The sequence below is a fragment of the Arthrobacter sp. 9V genome, from assembly GCF_902506065.1.
Taxonomy (GTDB): Bacteria; Actinomycetota; Actinomycetes; order Actinomycetales; family Micrococcaceae; genus Arthrobacter.
This window is the reverse complement of the sequence record NZ_LR732912.1, coordinates 324493-342902: the sequence shown is the minus strand read 5'-3', so window position 1 is coordinate 342902 and position 18410 is coordinate 324493. Positions and strand designations below refer to the sequence as shown.

The 18410-nt window shown below is 61.8% G+C and carries 18 protein-coding genes, 1 rRNA gene and 1 pseudogene; 7 read left to right on the top strand and 13 right to left on the bottom strand.

Annotation, left to right across the window (positions count from 1 at the left end; genetic code table 11):
• The first annotated feature begins 1 nt into the window (after window position 1).
• Together BACI9J_RS01645 and BACI9J_RS01640 are read left to right on the top strand one after the other, a co-directional pair.
• Window positions 2–1765 (top strand): helicase HerA-like domain-containing protein, encoded by a 1764-nt coding sequence (locus tag BACI9J_RS01645; RefSeq protein WP_159732796.1) that lies wholly within the window; start codon window positions 2–4, stop codon window positions 1763–1765.
• A 114-nt stretch (window positions 1766–1879) separates the two neighbouring features.
• Window positions 1880–2908: a hypothetical protein gene (locus tag BACI9J_RS01640; RefSeq protein WP_159736310.1), complete on the top strand. Its 1029-nt coding sequence runs from the start codon at window positions 1880–1882 to the stop codon at window positions 2906–2908.
• Between the two features lie 114 nt (window positions 2909–3022).
• Here the strand turns inward: BACI9J_RS01640 and BACI9J_RS01635 are convergent, their stop codons facing one another.
• The 6 genes and pseudogenes from BACI9J_RS01635 to BACI9J_RS01615 form a co-directional block, all read right to left on the bottom strand.
• Window positions 3023–3856 (bottom strand): DUF559 domain-containing protein, encoded by an 834-nt coding sequence (locus BACI9J_RS01635; RefSeq protein ID WP_159732794.1) that lies wholly within the window; start codon window positions 3854–3856, stop codon window positions 3023–3025.
• A 163-nt stretch (window positions 3857–4019) separates the two neighbouring features.
• Window positions 4020–5993 (bottom strand): NHL domain-containing thioredoxin family protein, encoded by a 1974-nt coding sequence (locus tag BACI9J_RS01630; protein WP_159732792.1) that lies wholly within the window; start codon window positions 5991–5993, stop codon window positions 4020–4022.
• Window positions 5993–8248, bottom strand: a complete 2256-nt coding sequence (locus BACI9J_RS01625; protein ID WP_442858625.1) for a cytochrome c oxidase assembly protein — start codon at window positions 8246–8248, stop codon at window positions 5993–5995. Before BACI9J_RS01625 ends, BACI9J_RS01630 begins: the two co-directional genes overlap by 1 nt.
• 122 nt (window positions 8249–8370) lie before the next feature.
• Window positions 8371–8658, bottom strand: a complete 288-nt coding sequence (locus BACI9J_RS01620; RefSeq protein WP_011776355.1) for an HU family DNA-binding protein — start codon at window positions 8656–8658, stop codon at window positions 8371–8373.
• Between the two features lie 251 nt (window positions 8659–8909).
• Window positions 8910–9056, bottom strand: coding sequence for a hypothetical protein (locus tag BACI9J_RS24720; RefSeq protein WP_442858654.1), 147 nt, complete (start codon window positions 9054–9056; stop codon window positions 8910–8912).
• A pseudogene (locus BACI9J_RS01615) lies at window positions 9051–9466 on the bottom strand (GNAT family N-acetyltransferase); the annotation flags it as partial. The gene BACI9J_RS24720 and the pseudogene BACI9J_RS01615, both read right to left, overlap by 6 nt.
• 201 nt (window positions 9467–9667) lie before the next feature.
• On the opposite strand from BACI9J_RS01615, the gene BACI9J_RS01610 reads away from it, so the two are divergent.
• The gene (locus BACI9J_RS01610; RefSeq protein ID WP_159732790.1) at window positions 9668–10681 is read left to right on the top strand and encodes a patatin-like phospholipase family protein; all 1014 of its coding nucleotides are present in this window, start codon (window positions 9668–9670) and stop codon (window positions 10679–10681) included.
• Between the two features lie 68 nt (window positions 10682–10749).
• Here BACI9J_RS01610 and rrf read toward each other — a convergent pair.
• The 4 genes from rrf to rpmB form a co-directional block, all read right to left on the bottom strand.
• Window positions 10750–10866 (bottom strand): 5S ribosomal RNA (gene rrf / locus BACI9J_RS01605).
• A 1095-nt stretch (window positions 10867–11961) separates the two neighbouring features.
• Window positions 11962–12267, bottom strand: a complete 306-nt coding sequence (gene rpsN, locus BACI9J_RS01600; RefSeq protein ID WP_011776360.1) for a 30S ribosomal protein S14 — start codon at window positions 12265–12267, stop codon at window positions 11962–11964.
• A gap of 4 nt (window positions 12268–12271) precedes the next feature.
• Window positions 12272–12439, bottom strand: coding sequence for a 50S ribosomal protein L33 (rpmG, locus tag BACI9J_RS01595; RefSeq protein ID WP_003798558.1), 168 nt, complete (start codon window positions 12437–12439; stop codon window positions 12272–12274).
• Window positions 12439–12675, bottom strand: coding sequence for a 50S ribosomal protein L28 (gene rpmB / locus BACI9J_RS01590; protein WP_011776361.1), 237 nt, complete (start codon window positions 12673–12675; stop codon window positions 12439–12441). Before rpmB ends, rpmG begins: the two co-directional genes overlap by 1 nt.
• Before the next feature lie 396 nt (window positions 12676–13071).
• Here rpmB and BACI9J_RS01585 point away from each other — a divergent pair, with 396 nt between their 5' ends.
• From BACI9J_RS01585 to BACI9J_RS01575, 3 genes are read left to right on the top strand one after another with little or no spacing between them, the layout of a single operon-like run.
• A complete protein-coding gene (locus BACI9J_RS01585; protein ID WP_159732788.1) occupies window positions 13072–14532 on the top strand; it encodes a ferredoxin reductase family protein in 1461 nt (486 codons plus the stop codon).
• Window positions 14529–15050 (top strand): FMN-binding protein, encoded by a 522-nt coding sequence (locus tag BACI9J_RS01580; RefSeq protein ID WP_201296475.1) that lies wholly within the window; start codon window positions 14529–14531, stop codon window positions 15048–15050. The genes BACI9J_RS01585 and BACI9J_RS01580 overlap by 4 nt, the downstream gene beginning before the upstream one ends.
• Window positions 15034–15825 (top strand): FAD:protein FMN transferase, encoded by a 792-nt coding sequence (locus BACI9J_RS01575; protein ID WP_159732785.1) that lies wholly within the window; start codon window positions 15034–15036, stop codon window positions 15823–15825. Before BACI9J_RS01580 ends, BACI9J_RS01575 begins: the two co-directional genes overlap by 17 nt.
• A gap of 23 nt (window positions 15826–15848) precedes the next feature.
• On the opposite strand, the gene BACI9J_RS01570 is transcribed toward BACI9J_RS01575, so the two are convergent.
• Both BACI9J_RS01570 and BACI9J_RS01565 read right to left on the bottom strand, forming a co-directional pair.
• Window positions 15849–16613, bottom strand: coding sequence for an SGNH/GDSL hydrolase family protein (locus BACI9J_RS01570; protein ID WP_159732766.1), 765 nt, complete (start codon window positions 16611–16613; stop codon window positions 15849–15851).
• A gap of 53 nt (window positions 16614–16666) precedes the next feature.
• Window positions 16667–17146 carry a MarR family winged helix-turn-helix transcriptional regulator gene (locus BACI9J_RS01565; RefSeq protein WP_017198795.1) on the bottom strand — a complete coding sequence of 160 codons (480 nt, stop codon included), beginning with the start codon at window positions 17144–17146 and terminating at the stop codon, window positions 16667–16669.
• Between the two features lie 68 nt (window positions 17147–17214).
• On the opposite strand from BACI9J_RS01565, the gene BACI9J_RS01560 reads away from it, so the two are divergent.
• Window positions 17215–17502 (top strand): YciI family protein, encoded by a 288-nt coding sequence (locus BACI9J_RS01560; protein ID WP_159732764.1) that lies wholly within the window; start codon window positions 17215–17217, stop codon window positions 17500–17502.
• A gap of 39 nt (window positions 17503–17541) precedes the next feature.
• Here the strand turns inward: BACI9J_RS01560 and BACI9J_RS01555 are convergent, their stop codons facing one another.
• Window positions 17542–18378 (bottom strand): SGNH/GDSL hydrolase family protein, encoded by an 837-nt coding sequence (locus BACI9J_RS01555; RefSeq protein ID WP_159732761.1) that lies wholly within the window; start codon window positions 18376–18378, stop codon window positions 17542–17544.
• Window positions 18379–18410 lie beyond the last annotated feature (32 nt).

The following is an 18410-nucleotide window of genomic DNA, read 5'->3' as shown; positions in this document are numbered from 1 at the left end:
TATGCGCATGGCCAACAAACCCACCGCAACAACTGCCGAAAAACTCGCCACCATCCAGCAGGGGTACACCTTGGAAGGCGCCACCATCGAGCTGGGGGCGGCGATCGTTGACGGGGAGATCCACAAAGAGGCCCAAGTCCGCTTGCCGTTGGCCATGATGAACCGGCACGGACTGGTTGCGGGCGCCACGGGCACCGGCAAGACAGTCACGCTGCACATGATTGCCGAGCAATTGTCGACGGCGGGTGTACCGGTTTTCCTCGCGGACATCAAAGGTGATCTGTCAGGATTGGCTACGCCCGCCACCGGCAGTGAGAAGCTGACCGCACGCACCTCTGCGCTGGGTCAGGAATGGTCTGCGAAGAACTTCCCCGTGGAGTTCCTCTCGCTCGGCGGCGACGGCCACGGAATCCCCATCCGCGCCACCATCACCTCGTTCGGGCCCATCCTGCTCTCACGCATCTTGGATCTGAACGACACCCAGGAATCCAGCCTCCAACTCATCTTCCACTTCGCGGACAAGAAGAACCTGGAACTGATCGACCTCAAGGACCTCCGCGCCGTTATCCAGTTCCTCACTTCGGACGAGGGCAAGGCCGAACTCGCAGAACTTGGCGGGCTGTCCAAGGCCACGGCCGGTGTGATCCTGCGCGAACTGGTCACCCTTGAAGCGCAGGGCATGGAGAAGTTCTTCGGCGAGCCGGAGTTCGATACCGCTGAGCTCCTCCGCACGGCACCGGACGGCCGCGGAGTAGTCAGCTGCCTCGAACTGCCCACCCTGCAGACCAAGCCGCTCTTGTTCTCCACCTTCCTCATGTGGCTCCTGGCCGACCTCTTCGAAGATCTGCCCGAAGCCGGCGACCTTGAAAAGCCCAAGCTCGTTTTCTTCCTCGATGAGGCACACCTGCTGTTCAACGGCGCGTCCAAGGCCTTCCTGGAAGCCATCACCACCACCGTCCGGCTCATTCGTTCCAAGGGCGTTGGCATCTTCTTCGTCACCCAGACACCCAAGGATGTTCCCGCCGACGTCCTCGGCCAGCTGGCCAACCGCATCCAGCACGCACTGCGGGCCTTCACCCCCGAGGATGCCAAAGCTTTGAAAGCCACGGTGTCCACGTTCCCGGTGAGCGACTACGACCTCGAAGAAACGCTCACGTCCGCAGGCATCGGCGAAGCCGTCATCACCGTCATGAACGAGAAAGGCGCACCCACCCCCGTTGCCTTGACCCGGCTCCGTGCTCCCGAGTCTGTGATGGGCCCCAGCACTGACCAGCTCATCCAAAGCACAGTGGCTGCTTCGGCTTTGCTGGTGAAATACGGCACTGCCGTGGACAACCTCTCTGCCTATGAGAAACTCACGGACCAGGCAGCCGCTCCTACCGGAGACGCGGCACCGGGTTTGCCGCCGGTTCCTTCCTCTTCCGGTGCTTCCGGTGCTTCGGGGGCTTCCGGGGCTTCGGGGGCTTCCCAGGCCGAGATCGACGCCGAAGCGCGCCGGATCGAAGAGGAAATCCTGGGCCGCCCCAGCTCAAGGTCCTCGTCGCCTGATCCTTTCCCGGCACCGTCTGCGCCCCCCGTTTCGGCTCCGTCACAGCAGTCTTCCCCGCAGTCTTCGCCGCAGGACGGGATGTTCGGCGACATCGCCGGCGCCCTCGGAGGAGCGTTGGGTGGCGGGCTCAAGAGCATGGTCCGGTCCATGGGAACCCAGCTCGGGCGCGACCTCATGCGCGGAGTCTTCGGCACGTCCTCGAGGCGCCGCCGCTAGTCCTGCCTGAAGCCGGAACCACGACGCCGGGTGGCAGCAACGCCTGCTGCCACCCGGCGTCGGGCCTTCTCCAATCGGTGGATATAAGTCGTCCGGACGTCTTCCTGCACGGTGTTGGCCGCCGTGGCAGGTAACGTAAAGGGCGTGCAGTTGAGTCAAGCGTTCGTCAAGACCGCAGCCGGATGGCTGCTCGGTCTGATGCTTGCTGCCGCCGGAGCCATTGTCTGCATCAACCTTGTGAGCTCTTCAGTGGCCAGTCCGCAACAGCCTGTCAAGGAGTATTTGGCAGCCTTGCAGCACGGCGAAGGCGAACAAGCTCTGGGTTTGCTTCGCGCCAAAGTCCCCAGCGCCAACGCGGCCATGCTGGACGGCACAGCGCTGCAAACAGCAGCCTCCAAGATATCTGACATCAAGGTGGGAAACCCGGAAACCAGGGGCAGCAATCGCGTTGCCGTGCCGGTGAACTACACCCTTGACGGCAGCCGTCTCCACACCGAATTCCTGCTGGAACGGACCGGGACCCAGTGGCTGTTCTTCGCCAAATGGGCTTTCGTCCCCACCACGCTTCCCACCATAGAAGTCACCGTGGTCAACGCCAGCGAGGCAACACTCAACGGCGTACCCGTGAACATGCCCAACGGCCGCAACAACTTTGCCGTGTTCTTCCCCGGCAAGTACGAGGCAAGTCTGAACGGCACCTACTTCGAGGCCCCGCCTGCATCGGCCCTTGTTTCAACGCGCGACGGCGGCCAGGCGCCCTTGAACTTGCAGACACGGTCCACCAAGGCCATGAATGAAGCGGTCGCGGGCAAGGTCCGGGAGTTCCTGGACACGTGTGCCGCCCAAGCCACCGAGCAACAGCGCCTGCAACCCGATTGCCCGTTCTATCACGCCAGCAATGCGCGCGTGGTGGACGGAACCATCAAATGGGCCATCACCGAGTACCCCAAAATCACCATTGAGCCGTTCGGCGGCAAGTGGGTAGTGGCCCCGCTCAACGGCAAGGCCACGCTTACCGCCCGGGAGATCAACCTCTTCACCGGCTTCGTCAACGACCTCAACGTGGAGCACGATTTCAGCTTCACCACCCAGTTGGACGTGGGCGCAGACACCGTGACTGTCACCCCGATGCTGACCTTCTGAGTCCCTCCCCTTCCCGCGTCCGCCGCGTCACGCCAAGCAACTTTTTAGCCGGGTCGGCGTCCGAGTTCCTTGGATTCCCGGGGTTTCGCCTCTCCGGTATACCCAGAAACTTGCTCAGCGTGACGGCGCTGTGACCGGTTTCCCCCGTGCCAACACGGCCAAGACTTCCCGAACCATCGCCTCAGGATTATGGACTACATCGGCGTAGTAGTAGCGGAGCACCGTGTAGCCCTTCACCGCCGAGATATTGCCTCGACGATGGTCCTTCTTGACCTGCGTCCACTCAGAGTGGTGTCGACCATCAAGCTCCACCAGCAACCAGCCCTCCAGGATGAGATCCACATACCCCACGCCATCAAGGTAAAACTGCGTTTGTGCATTGATCCCCGCCCGCCGAAAATGCGTTCTGGCCAATGTCTCCAACAGCGATTCCGCTCCGCGATCCACCCACCCAAGAACAGCCCGGGCCTTGCCATTCCTCTTGCCCTCAAGGTGCCGCAGCAGAAACTCCACAGTCGTGTCGCCCCTGCCAACGGCGCACTCCACCATCACCAAGGCCTCGGCCCAAGGCCGGCACCGCAAAGCATGGATCAGCGCATCGGCCAAGGAGGCGACCGGTCGGTACGGGTGGGCAGGCAACAGCAGACCACCGTGATGGACACCCGGGCCCTCCCCGTTTCTGGCCTGATGAACGTGCAACGGACCACCCCCGTCCAACACCCAAAGGTTATGGAAGCTGGCCGCACTGATGCACGTCAGTAACTGCCGGTTCCTGATCAACTCGATATGTGAGGTGTTGGCACCGTCCAACGCGTACACGCCTCGCGCGGGCTGAACGACTCCCCCACGCACGCTACGCCGCAGCGCGGCGTCGCTGACACCGAGGCGAGCCAGTGCAGGTCGTCGAGCCGCGCCGCCCAAGCGTCGTAAGGCGTCCTCGGGTTCCATACCTCCAGCCTGCAGTTTCAGCTGCGGGGGCGGCAGGGCCGAAGTGAGCTATGTGGATAACGCATAGACACGGACCGGCCCACTTTTGACGTCACCCACGGCATAAAAATGGCCCGGGCAACCTCCTGAGAGGTCAAACCCGGGCCATTCCAACGAGTGAGGCTTAGTCCATGCCGCGCAGATCCAGCACCAACTCGGATTCGCCGTCAGCCTGCAGGATTACGGGAATGCCCCAATCCTGCTGGTAGAGGTGGCAGGCAGCGTGGTCCGGGATTTCGCCGTCTTCAGTCTCGGGACCATCGCATGCGGCCGCCCGGGCCGTGATGTGCAGGATGCCCTCAGGAACATCAGCCGAGAGTTCAAGGGTGCGCAGCAAGCCTACCGAGGTGCCGCCACCGGAGACCAGAAGTTCCGGCGGGGTGGATGAAATCTTCAGCTGCGTGGGGTCACCCCAACGGTCGTCCAGCTTCTGGCCGGTAGGTGCTTTGAACCGGACTGCGAGTTCCAAAGTGCCAGGGGTCACCGGGCTCTTTGGACGGTGCGTCTGCGATGCGCCCTCGTCCACCTGCTGGGCTTCTTTGGGGATCGGCACCAGAACCAGTTGGTGTTTGTTGGACTCCACCACAACCAGCAGAGGATCGCTGTCTTCCACCTGAACCACGACGACGTCACTCGGCTCCGCGAGGCCCCTCGCCAAGGTGGATACCGACTTGGTGGCGGGGTCATAGCGGCGCACGGCACCGTTGTAAGTGTCTGCGATGGCCACTGAATTATCCGGCAAGACCGTCACGCCCAAGGGATGTTGCAGGCGGGCTTCGTCAGCTCCGCCATCGCGGAACCCGAAATCGAACAGGCCCTTGCCAACAGCGGTTTCCACGGTCACGCCGGAATCGCCCACCACCAACCGACGCAAGGACGACGTTTCCGAGTCAGCCACCCAAATGTTGTCTTCACCATCAATGGCCAGACCGGACGACTGAGCGAACCAGGCCTCCTCCGCTTTGCCGTCCAGCAGGCCTTCAAGAGCGGAACCGGCGAGGATGGAAACCTCATTGGCCAAGGGGTCGAAGGCGAAGATCTGGTGGGTTCCCGCCATGGCAATGACTACGCGCTGCAGCTTTTCACTCCACACCACATCCCACGGCGAGGAAAGGGAAACCTCGGTACCGAGACCCAACGCACCAACATCGATCGCGTCGGCAGCGAAGTCAGCCGGGCCGCCGTCGTGATGTTCGGACCACGTTCCGGCGCCACTGTCCGTGACTCGGGCGGGGCCGGCGTCGAGCAGCCGCTGAACACCGTTCCCAGCGAGAGTCTGTACATAGCCGGAGCTCAAGGTCACGCCACGCAGGCGGTGGTTGACGGTATCGGCAACCACGGCGTCGTAGCCAAGCTTCCATGCCACGTCTGACGGGAGAAGAGTCACGCCCTGCGGTTCGTTGAATTGGGCGATCTCGGACTGCCCATCCAGGAAACCCTTGGTGCCCGAGCCGATGATGCGCTCAACGGTTTCAAGATCGGGGCGGAGTTCCACCAGCCGGTGATGGCCGGAATCCACTACCAGGTAGTTGCCGTTGGGGAGCTGGGTGGCCTTTCCTGGGAAACGCAAAGTGCCCGACGTCGGCTCGGGAGCCACGTAAGGTCCGTTACCGCGGTGGAGGGTCCCCTTCGCCTCGTGCTCGGCTACGAGTTCCTCCAGAAGGACGCCTAGGCCGCCTGCGTGGCCCTCGCCGGAGAGGTGGGCCACGATGTAGCCCTCGGGATCGATGACCACCAGAGTGGGCCAGGCCCGGGCGGTGTACGCCTTCCACGTTGCCAGCTCGGGATCATCCAGGACCGGATGGTGGATTTCGTAGCGTTCAACGGCTGATGCCAGTGCAACGGGATCCGCCTCGTGTTCGAACTTGGGCGAATGCACGCCAACCGTCACCAGGACGTCCGAGTACTTTTCCTCGAGCGGCCGGAGTTCGTCCAGCACGTGCAGGCAGTTGATGCAGCAGAAGGTCCAGAAATCCAGCAGCACGATCTTGCCGCGCAGGGACTCGAGGTCCAGGGATTTCCCGCCCGTGTTGAGCCAGCCGCGGCCCTCCAGTTCGGAGGCCCGGACCCGGTGTTGGGTACGTACGGTTTCGCTCATCAGCGTCCTTCCAGCTTGGTGTTCGGTTCGGCCTGCCCGGCGGAGTCTGTTGTGGTGCGCTCGTTGTTGCTGCGCTCCGCCTGGGACGTTCCGGAAGCCTGGGGCGTCCTGGTTGCTTGGGCAGTCCGATGAGTCATCTTGGCATCGCGGTCAGCGAGCCGGGCAAACATATCGTTGTAAGCACTGAGATCGGCGTCGTTATTCCTGTCGGCTGCCCGGTCCACCCTGCGGGTTTCCCGTTCATCCGAGCGGGACCACATCACTGCCACGCCGATTGCCACCAGCAGCGTGGGGACCTCGCCGATGCCCCATGCCACCGCACCACCCAGTTGCTGGTCTCCAATGGCCGACGGACCCCAGGCCCTGCCCAGGTTTCCGAAGTAGTCGGCAGCCAACAGCCCGGTGCCACCCATGATGGCCACACCAAAGAATGCGTGGAAGCCCATGGTGGCCAGCAGGAGAAGCAGCCGCATGGGGTAGGGGGCGCGGCGTGGAAGAGGATCGCTGCCGATCATGCTCAGCACAAAGATGTAACCGGTCAGCAGGAAGTGCACGTTCATGAGCTCATGGCCCACATGCTCGCGCATTGCCAGGCTGAACAGGTCCGAGTAGTAGAACAGGACGATCGAGCCCGCGAAGTTGGCAGCGGCGAACAACGGGTGCGTCACAAGCTGCGAGAACTTTGAGTGCACAAACAGCAACAGCCACTCACGCAGGCCCCTGGACCCGTGAGCGCCCTCACCCCGGGCTGGCAAGGCCCGCAACGCAAGGGTCACGGGGGATCCAAGGACCAGGAAGATGGGAGCCACCATGGTCAGTGCCATGTGGTCCACCATGTGGGCAGAGAACAACACGCGTCCGTAAACGGCGGGGGGACCGGACGTGATGTAAGTGAGCACCACCAGCCCGATCAGCCAGTTCACCGTCCTGAACCAAGACCACTTGTCGCCACGCTTACGGACCTTGATGATGCCAAGGATGTAGGAGATAGCACCGAACAGCGCAACACCCACCCACAGCCAGTCAAAGCGCCATTCAGTCAGCCAGCGTTCCGGGGTGAGCTCAGGTGGGAGTTCGTAGCCGGAGAGGATGAACGACGGCGAAGCATCGGGCGCGTAGGTGGTGGGCTGCGGCGGTGCCGAGCGTCCGAGCGCAACGGCGAGTCCCGACGTCGCGCCCATCACCAGAAGCTCCACCAAAACGAGTTGCCACAGCACTCGGCGGGCAGACATGGAACCGTTCTTGCCCAGCTGCGGGATAACCCACTGGCGGTGCATGAAGCCGATACCGCCCAGGACCAGGGTGGCCAAGGACTTGGCAAGAATGAGCTGGCCATACGCCGAGCCGAAAAGGTCCGCGGGATTTGTCACGCGGATGGCGGCGTTGATGACACCGGACGCGAACACCAGGACAAAGGCGAACCCGGCAAGCGCTGAGAAGCGGCGCAGGGTCTGCTCTGTGATATCCGGTGTTCCCTTGCTCCTGGAACCCGTGAGAATGCCGGAGAGTACCGCCAGCATGATGATGCCGCCTACCCACGTTGACACACCCACCAAGTGGAGGCCCAGGGAATTAATGGCCCCCTCATGATCGCTTGAACTGGAGGAGTGCCCGATCAAAGCGGTGGGAATCAGGCCGATGAGAGCCAACAGGAGCGTGAATGCCAGGCCCGTCAGGGACCGGACACCGAACAGCGCTGTAGTGACGACGGCAGCAATGATGGTGACCGCGAGCCAGGCCTTGCCGGTCTCGATGTCCGTCATGAAGTACACCAAGGAGCGCGTGAACTCCGCGTCTCCGGAGAGCCCCTGCCCTGCGACATCTGCGTATGTCAGTACGAGGACCGCGACGGCGGACAAAGTCCATGCTGCGCCGGCGGCTGCTGCAACGGCCAGGGCCCGGGCGAAGGCCGGATGTTCCGGCGCGTCAATGTCCTTTTCGCGGGACCGGGAGCTGCCGATGTTCTTGGGCAGGATTCCGACGGCAAAGATCAGGCCGCCAACCACCGTTGCCACCGACACGTTGTGGATGGCCTTGGCGATGGGAAGGCCCCACCGGACCAGTTCGCCGGGGTCCGACACCTGCCGAGCGGCTGAGGCCCCGGAAAAGATGAGGGCCGCTGCGAGTGCGAGGAACAGCACCGCCAAACCGGCCAGCTGCCACGGCAAGGAAATGCCCGCGACTGTAGTGCCTCCCCGTGCTCCCGGTTTGGGAACAGGCGAAGGGGCAGTAGCGGAGCTTCTTGCTGATGGCACTTATCCATTGTCCGCTACCTGCCGCCGGGCTGCGAATCGAAAGAGGCGCTATGTGCATTAACTAACAAAAGGGACGGCAACCAGCAGGTTGCCGTCCCTTCAAGGCGTTCGCCGAAGAGTAATTACTTCTTCTTGGCGACAGCAGCCTTCAGCTTGGAGCCAGCGGTCAGCTTGACGCTGTGGCCGGCTGCGATCTGGATGGTTTCGCCGGTCTGCGGGTTGCGGCCGGTGCGAGCTGCACGGTCGGTGCGCTCAACTGCGAGCCAGCCCGGGATGGTGATCTTTTCGCCAGCGGCGACAGAAGTCTCGAAAACTTCGAACAGTGCATCGAGCACGGAGTTGACTGCTGCCTGGCTGGTGCCAGCCTTGCCTGCTACCTCTGCAACGAGTTCACTACGGTTCTTAGCCATTTACGTCCTCCTGGACTCATACGTTTTTGAGCTTTCAAGCGGAATGCGAGCAAGCCACTGTTCGAAAACTTACCAGCTTGGACTGGCATGGCCAGCAAATTCCGCGTGTTTCCGCGCCTTTTTGACCAAAATCACCGGATTTTCGGGGTTTTTAGGAGTGCTTTACGCCCTTGGCGTACCCTTCGGCGTTGGCAGAGTGCATAAGGGCCACACCTATGACCATCCCTCGCCGCTTCCGGGAGAGCACGCTTCTAGAAGAGTATGCGCTGGAACAACACATGGTCCTGCCACTCCCCCGCTATCTGAAGATAGGACGGAGCTACGCCTATCCTCTCGAAGCCGGATCGTTTCAAGACGGTTTGGGAGGCCGCGTTGTGGACTAGCGTGGCAGCCTGAATCCGATGGAGGCCGAGTGCGTGAGTGGCCATATCGACGACGGCGGCCACGCACCTGAAGCGATGCCCTTGCCTGTGCATGACTCATCCACCCAATAACCGAGGTTGGCGTTCAAGAAGGGCCCGCGGACAATTCCGGAGAGCGTGATCATCCCGATAATTCCGTGCGTTGCGGCTAAAACCCAAGGCACCTCCATGCTCTGTTCGTAAAGGTTCAGCTTGCCTTGGATCACTGCCGCCTGACCTGCTGTGGTGAAGAACTCGTCAGGCCGGGCCGGCTCCCACGGTGCCAAGTGCTCACGGTTCCGACCATAAGCAGCAGCCAGGGCGGACGCATCCGAATGTTCCAGTGGGCGCACGAGGAACGGGGTGGCGTCACCGCCCGCTGATGCAAGGTTTCGCGTGAGAATCATCCCTGGACTCTACCGGTGTACGCCCCGTGGCATTGCGCACGATTCGAGGGAGTGATAGCTTTCCGATGATCGTGATTTTTCCACAGGAGGTGAGTCCCATGAACGCAGTAACAACAGTGGGCGCTCCCCTGTCCACGATCCCGCGGCTGAGTTAGCCGCCACCGGGAGCGCCAAACAGGCAATTCGCGAAAGGCGACTCCCATGAACAACACACCATCTTCTTCACACTTCACCGGGCCATCTACACGGCCCGGTTCCAACCTGTCGGATCTTCAGCCCCAACCAGCCATTGACGCCTCACACAGGGTGCCCACCGGCCAGCGGGCGTTGATCCTCGGCGGCGGCGGGTCAACAGGCAATGCGTGGCTGATCGGCGTCGTCGCCGGCCTTTTCGACGCCGGCTTGGACGTGACAGCTGCCGATCTCACCGTTGGCACGTCCGCCGGCTCGACGGCGGCGGCTCAGTTGGCGGGGGCAACCCCCGCCGAGCTCTTGGATGCCGTACTTGCCGCCGTCCCGCAGAAACCCGCCGGGGTGGATTCCCGCCGAGCCGCTCCTGCCAGGAACTCGGGCGGACACAACGGAGCCCGCACTGTGACCGACCATATGGAACGAACCGGCAACATTTTGAAGGCCTCTACGGACATGGCCGATATGCGACGCCGCATGGGTGCTGCAGCAATGGACATGGCCGCAGCAATGGAAGGCGCCAGCGAACGATGGCGCGCCACCGTCGCAGCACGGCTGCCGCAACAGGAGTGGCCGGAACGGCTGGTGCTCCTCACCGCGGTTAATGCTCGCACCGGTGAACCGGTGGTTCTCGACCGCAGCAGCGGAGTGGAGCTGGTGGACGCTGTGGCAGCCAGCTGTGCAAGTGGCTTTGCATACGCCGTAGGTAGCCATCACTATATCGACGGCGGCTACCGGACCAACGCCGATAATGCCGACCTCGCGGCCGGGTACAGCCGAGTGCTGGTGCTGTCACCTTTTGGGGGCAGGACCAGGACGCCGGCGGAGTGGGGCATGCATCTGAAGGCGCAAGTAGATGAGTTGCGTCGCAGTGGCAGCCGGGTTGAGACGATCTTCCCGGACAGCGAAGCCGAGCACCTGTTCGGCACCAATGCGATGGATCTCTCGTTACGGCCGGCAGCTGCCCAGGCAGGTTTCGATCAGGGCAGGGAACTGGCCGATCCACTCAGGGAGTTCTGGCGCTGACTCGGCGGTTTGGTTGTTAAATGCGGGGAGCCCCGACCGTGTGGTCGGGGCTTCCCGTTTTAATGGTTGTCCGGCGGTGTCCTACTCTCCCACACCCTCCCGGGTGCAGTACCATCGGCGCTGTGGGTCTTAGCTTCCGGGTTCGGAATGGGACCGGGCGTTTCCCCCACGCTATGACCGCCGTAACTCTGTTACCCGTCCCTACGGTTTGTGGCCGTGGGGTGGGAAGACTGTTACAACTGTGGTGTTGTTATGTAGTTGTTGGTTCCCGTGAACATTTCTGGTTGTTGTTCGGGAACCACATAGTGGACGCGTGCAGTGTGTTGTGTGGTGTAAGTTGTTGGCCTATTAGTACCGGTCAGCTTCACGAGTCTTTAGTCCTCGCTTCCACATCCGGCCTATCAACCCATCGAAACCAGCTGAAAACCAGACCACCACACACGGGGGTGCATGACAGTACTGGCCATAATTTCAACCAATTGATAAAACAATCGGTATCAACAAACTTGGCACACTATTGAGTTCTCAAACAACAGACACACCCGGCACCACCAACCCCCAACAAGAGGCAGGATCGCTCCGGAGCAACTTTTCAAACTTACCCGAACAACCAGATCTTTGCAAATCAGCGTTTCCGCGATTTCCGATCGAGATTTCGGCCCCACCCGACGCAGGCACGCTCAGAAGCGTGCCATTTTCAGGCTGTTATCAAGGGGGTTGGCCTCCGCGGTTCTCAGCTCCAGGCTGTCTCACTCGCGGCGACTCAGAAGACATTACACGCCCCCAAGCCCGGGCACAAATCGACCCCAACACCATCCAAAAACCCCGCCAGTCCGGGCCAAAAGGCACAAGTAAAGACTCAAACCAGCCAAAAGGCCGCGAAAACAACGCCAGTGAAGCCCGTCACATAAGAAAAGACCTTCCATGTCCGCGCTAAGACTCCGAGCCAGCTACCGCCGTCGAACATTCACTCAAACCCGAGGGACCTGCACGAGCGTCCAGCCCAAACCCGAGGGACCTGCACGAGCGTCCAGCCCAAACCCGAGGGACCTGCACGAGCGTCGAGTTGAAACCCGAGGGATGTGAGCGAGCATCGGAAGGGGCGGCGGTCATCCGGCAGCGCGCGTCCAAAGGAGGAACGACCGAGCGCGCCGAGGATGACCGCCGCCCCACCACAGCCACCCGCATCAGGCCGGGATTATCGCCGGCCCAGCAATCACGTTAAAACACAAAAAGGGCCGGCAACCATAACGGTTGCCGGCCCTTTCAGAGCTTCGTGATTACCAGGAAGACTTGGTGATGCCCGGGAGCTCACCACGGTGCGCCATGTCGCGGAAGCGAACACGGGAGATACCGAACTTCTGGAGCGTGCCGCGGGGACGGCCGTCGATCTGGTCGCGGTTACGCAGACGGATCGGGGAGGCGTTGCGGGGCAGCTTCTGCAGGCCGAGGCGTGCAGCTTCGCGTGCTTCGTCAGTCGCGTTGGGGTCAACCAGGGTCTTCTTCAGCTCGAGACGCTTTGCAGCGTAACGCTCAACAATGACCTTGCGCTGCTCGTTGCGAGCAATCTTTGACTTCTTTGCCATGTGTTTAGCGCTCCTCTCGGAATTCGACGTGCTGGCGGATCTTGGGGTCGTACTTCTTCAAGACCAGACGGTCAGGATCGTTACGACGGTTCTTACGGGTTACGTAGGTGTATCCGGTGCCCGCAGTGGACTTCAGCTTGATGATCGGACGTACGTCCTTGTCCTTTGCCATTAGAGCTTTACTCCTCGTGCCAGGATGTCAGCAACGACTGAGTCGATGCCGCGTACGTCGATTGTCTTGATGCCACGGGCTGACAGGGTCAGCGTGACGTTACGGCGCAGGGACGGAACCCAGTAGCGCTTCTTCTGAATGTTCGGATCGAACCGACGCTTGTTGCGACGGTGCGAGTGCGAAATGCTGTGTCCAAAGCCCGGCTCGGCTCCGGTCACTTGGCAGTGTGCTGCCATGACTCTCCTCCAAAGATTGAATGTAACGGCGTGCAGATGTTCCTGCGTTGCCGTGCGACAGGCAGCGTCCGCATCCGGGTCCAAACCATTTCGGTAGTTTCCGCAGCAACTGCGGCGAAGAAGGTTGGCCTCAGGACCGGGCAGTGAAAATCACTGGAACAGATCCTGGGATACCGGGCGAATACAGGAATGCACGCAACTTGAGCCCCTAACTACCGGCCACCGGGACGTCAGTAAAACTGACAGTCACCACCAACCGGAGCAATTGCACACGAACCGCACTACCTAGCGCCTAACTATTCTACGGGTCAGGCCAAATTAAGACCAATCCGGCATCATACGCCCTCGAAAGCTCTTTCACAGCAGAACGAAAGGAAGCTTGGCGAGTCTTGAGTCATGACCTCGTTGATGAATCCTGATACTCCGGTGAAAAGCAGTCCGGCGCGGGCGGCACCCAAGCGGCCATCCGGCGTCGAACGCTTCCGTCCGCAAGCACGACGGCGGCTGGTCCGGGCCGACGTTCTGGGCTTCTTCGCGTGGTTGTCACCTGTTGCGGCCGTGGCATTGTGGCTGGCCGACGGCGGTTCCGCCGGGTTTTCCTCATTCGCCGGCACCATGACGGCTTTGGGGATAGTGGCTGGCTTGGTGGGCATGGACCTTGTGCTGCTGATGCTGTTGCTGGCGGCACGCATTACGTTGGTTGACAACGCCATTGGCCATGACCGTGCGCTGGAAATCCATAAGAAACTGGGCAAGCCGGCGCTTTACTTACTCCTGGCCCACGGCGTCCTGATTGCAATCGGCTATGGTGCCGCGGAGGGTTTGGACCCCGTCAGTGAGTCGGTTTCGCTGTGGACCAACGTTCCGGACATGTGGCTGGCTTTCGTGTCCATGGCGTTGTTCGTTGCCGTGGTGGTTTCGTCGCTGGTTGCGGTCCGCCGTAAGTTTCCGTACGAATTCTGGTACGCGGTACACCTGATGACCTACGCCGCTGTGGGAACGGCCATTCCCCATCAGTTCAGCGTGGGCGGGCTCTTCGCGGAAGGTACCTGGCAGCGTTGGTATTGGCTGGTGCTCTGCGTGGGAACGGGTGCGGCGCTCCTTTTTTATAGGGTGTGCCTGCCTGTCGCGGCGAGCTTTCGGCACCGACTCACCGTCAGTCGTGTGGTTCGGGTGGCACCGGACGTGTTCAGCATCGAGATGACCGGGCTCCACCTGGAACGGCTGGCCGGCAGTGGAGGCAGGTTCTTCATCTGGAGGTTCCTGGCACCCGGCCAATGGTGGCATGCCCATCCCTTCAGCCTTTCCGCTGAACCGGTTGCAGCCACGGCACCAGGCCGGGGGAAACTGCGGATCACCGTGCGGAATCTGGGTGACGGCTCGGCACGCCTGGCCCATATCAGGCCCGGGACCAAAGTAGCCATTGAAGGGCCGTACGGATTGTTCAGTACAGCCGCCAGGTCCCGTAACAGCGTGGTGATGATTGGCGCAGGCATCGGTATCACTCCTCTGCGGTCACTGCTCGAATCGACCCCCTTCGAGCCCGGCAACGCCACGGTCCTCCTGCGCGGTCACAACGAGTCCGAGATCTTCCTCGGGCAGGAAATCATGGCCCTTTGCCAGGCGCGGGGCGTCACCCTCTTCCATCTGACAGGTCCTCGGTCCTCCGGAAACCTTGCGTGGCTTCCCCGCGAGGCAGTTCAGGCCGGGTTCACCGTCAGCTCCTACGCTCCAGGCATCGCAGATGCCGACGTCTACATTTGCGGCCCGTCCGCGTGGGCCGCCTCCGTGATCCGGGACGTCCAGGCAGCTGGGGTACCTGCAGGACAACTCCACTACGAAAGGTTTGACTGGTGAGAACAAGGGCAGCATTGGCAACCGCGGTGGCATCAGTAGGCATTCTGCTGGCGGGCTGGCAGTCGGGAGCACACATCGCCGAAACCGGCACAGCAACCACCACCAGCCTCAGCAGCAGCGCCACAACCGGCGGATCAGCTGCCGGCGGATCAGTTGCCGGCGGCAGCAACAGCTCCAGCTCCGGCGGCAGCAGTTCCGGTAGTTCCGCCAGTGCTGGTAACTCCAGTAGCGGAAGCACGACGGCGGCAACGTACGACGGCGCGTCCGTCCAGACCCGCTTCGGTACAGTCCAAGTGCAGGTGACCATCCAGGACGGAAAGATCACAGAGGTCACGGCGTTGCAGCTCACTGATGCTGAACGTAAGTCAGCCCAGATCAGCAGCCGCGCAGCCCCGGTGCTGAGGTCCGAAGTTCTCCAGGCCCAGTCAGCCAACGTCCAAACCATCGGCGGGGCCACCGTCACCAGTGACGCCTACCTCTCCTCTCTCCAGGCAGCCCTCGATGCAGCCAACTTCTAACGGACAACGCCTCCGCGCACGGACGTTCCGCAGCATGGGCACTGTGGTGAGCCTGACGGTGGCGAGCACCACCTGGGCGGATGCCGCGGTTGACGAACTAGAGTCCGCCGTCGAGGTTGTTGAGGGAATCTTCGCGGACTTGGACGTCACTTTCAGCCTTTACCGTGGGGGTTCGGAAGCGAGCAGGCTGGCGTGTGGTGAGCTGGCCTTGGCGTATGCCTCCGAGACCCTGCAGGATCTTTACATCGAGGCATCGGACTGGCGGTTGGCGACAGAGGGTGCCTTCACCGCCGAGCGTCCGGACGGCACGTTGGACCTCTCCGGAATCGTGAAAGCCCATGCGGTGCGGGAAGCGTCGTTGTCGCTGGGCGCACTCGGGCTGCGGGACTGGTGCTTGAACGCGGGCGGGGACGTGCTGGTGAGCGGATCGCCTGTGCCGGCAACGCGTGAACCCTGGCTCGCAGGCGTGGTGGACCCGCTGGATCGTCAGGCTCTACTAAGTGCGTTCCCGTTGGAATCCTTCAGTGCCCTGGCAACCTCGGGATCGGCGGAACGGGGCGAACACATTTGGGCTGTTGGCGGCAGAAGAGCCGAGTTTGTCCAAGTCTCAGTAGCGGCAGCGGACATTGTCACAGCCGACGTTCTGGCGACGGCAATCGTGGCCGGTGGCACCCGGACGTTGGATCAGGCCGTTGATAAGTGGGGCGTAGGAGTGCTGGCAGTTAATGCCGATGGCACACTGTTGGCCACGCCGGAATTCAGGGCCGCTGCTTGAAGCCGCTTGCTACAGCCCGGAAGCTACAGGGGCCGGATCAGTTCCGGGTACTTGGGGCTGAGGCTGTCGCCGGAAGAAACTCCCCGCAGGCGGCGCGATACCCACGGAGCCGCGGATTCCTTCACCCACCGGGCATTGGCCTTCAGGGTTTCCACCCGGTTGGCCAACCGTACCGGCGCCAGCTCGGGCACCTCGATCGCGTGTTCGTGCTCAAGGACATCGAGCACCCGCTTTGCCATATTGACGTGGCCGGCGGTGGACATATGCATCCGGTCCTCGCCCCAGAGACGCCAATCGTCATATTCATCAAACCGCCAATAGTCCACCAGCAGTGCGCCATGGTTTTCGGCGATTTCGCGCACCAGTTCGTTGTAGATCGCAGTGCGGCCTCGCATGGCACTGAAAACTTTGGAGCCCTTCGCGTCAAAGCCAGTAAAGAGGACCACGGTGGCTCCGGTGGCACTTAACTTGGCAATGCCGGCGTCGTACTCTTCCAAAAGCGAGTCGATATCGATCTTGGGCCGCAGGATGTCGTTCGCGCCTGCGTACAACGTCACCAAGGTTGGATTCATGGCGATGGCGGCATCAACCTGCTCGGCCATGATCTGCCGAAGCTTCCGGCCACGGATGGCCAAATTGGCGTAGCCGAAGTCCGTGTTGCTGTGGGCGAGCTGTCCGGCCACGACGTCGGCCCAGCCGCGGACACCATTGGGACGGGTAGCGTCCTCGTCTCCAACACCCTCAGTGAACGAGTCCCCCAAGGCAACATAACGGGCAGAAAAATCCATGCCGTCAGTCTGCCACTTCAGCGCTCGAGGCCACAAAGCAACCGGGGACCGGGTTACGAGTCACGGAGAATCCAGTGATTGTTGTCCAGCCGGGCCACGATCTTCTCGCCAATGCGGGCAAGATCCGCGACGTCGTCGGGGCTGAGGGAATCGAGCATCAGCGTCCGCACGGACTCCACGTGTCCCGGGGCGAGGGACACAATGGTGGACATGCCGGCGTCGGTCAAGTGCGCTACGGTCACCCGGGCGTCGCCGGGGTGGGCTTGCCGTTCCACCCAGCCGCGTTTCTGCAGCTTGGTGACAACGTGGGAAAGGCGCGAAAGGGAGGCACTTGTGCGCGCGGCGAGCTCACTCATTGGCAGGTATCGGCCCTCTGTTTCGGAGAGCATCGCGAGCACGTTGTAGTCGAACAAGGACAGTTTGCCGGCCGATTGAAGCTGGGTGTCCAACGCCGAGGGGAGCAAGGTGTTGATGCTCAGCAGGGCCAGCCAGGCACGGCGTTCGTCGGCGTTCAGCCAGCGGGGTTGAGTCATGCCTACATCTTATGAGAATTCGCTACTTCTTTAGGTCCCGGCCACGGCTCAGACGATAGGCTGGCGGCATGTTTGTCGTCTCATTGACCTATAAGGTTCCCGACGAAATTGTGGACTTCCACCGCCCGGGCCATATGGCCTGGCTCAAGGACGCGTTCGACGCCGGAACTTTCCTTGCGTCCGGACGTCGCGTCCCAGCCACGGGTGGCGTTCTGCTCTCCAAAGTGGACAGGGCAGCACTGGATGCATCGTTGGCCCAGGACCCGTTCTACATTAATGGAGTGGCCGAGTTCGAGATCATCGAATTCACTGCCACCAGCGTGGCCGAGGGTTATGAGAACCTGCTGGACAGCTGAAGTATCCATGCTTTTGCCGGACCAGGCACCCGCATTTCCTTACCGGGCAGCTTCCGGGTCCTCCACGAGCTTTTTCAAACCTCCTTTCCGCGGGACCTTCACGGGTTGAGGCCAACGGGGTTTGAGCGTATCGCCTAACGTGATGCCCCTGAGTTTGCGGCCAAACAACGGAACCACCCAATCGTTGACCCAACGGCGCTGCCGTCGCTCCCATTCGCGGAGGGTGACGCGGGACGGCGGATCCCACTGTTTGGGCGAAATTTTGTGGGGGACGTTGAGGTGGTCGAGGACCTGCGCCGCCAGATACTTGTGGCCCGCTTTGGACATGTGGAGCCGGTCCGGGGCCCACATCCTCTTGTCCTTGTAAGCGTCGAAGCACCAGTAGTCCACCAGGACTGCGCCATATTTGGCAGCGAGCTCGCGGACCCTTTGGTTATAGAGGGTGTTGCGCTTCTTGAAGGGCTCCAGGACGGCAGAGACTTTTACGTCAAACCCGGTGAAAAGGACCAGGGTGGCCCCGGTTTCACTCAGACGCGCAACGAGCAACTCGTAGTCAGTGAGGAGGGCGTCCATGTCGGTACCGAAATCGAGGATGTCGTTACCGCCCGCGTAGAGCGTAACGAGGGTCGGCTCCATGGCAAGGGCGGGCTCGAGCTGTTCATCGATGATGTGCCGAAGCCTCTTGCTGCGCACAGCCAGGTTGGCGTACTCCCAACCAGGCTGGTCCTTGGCCAATTTCTCGGCAACCCTGTCCGCCCATCCACGGACCCCGTTGGGCAGAACCTTGCTGGGGTCGCCTACGCCTTCGGTGAAGGAATCCCCGATCGCGACAAACCGCCGTCGAACATCCCTCCGGTCCCCAAAGTCCTCCCGCACCCACCCGACTCTACCCGCCCCCGGTTACACAA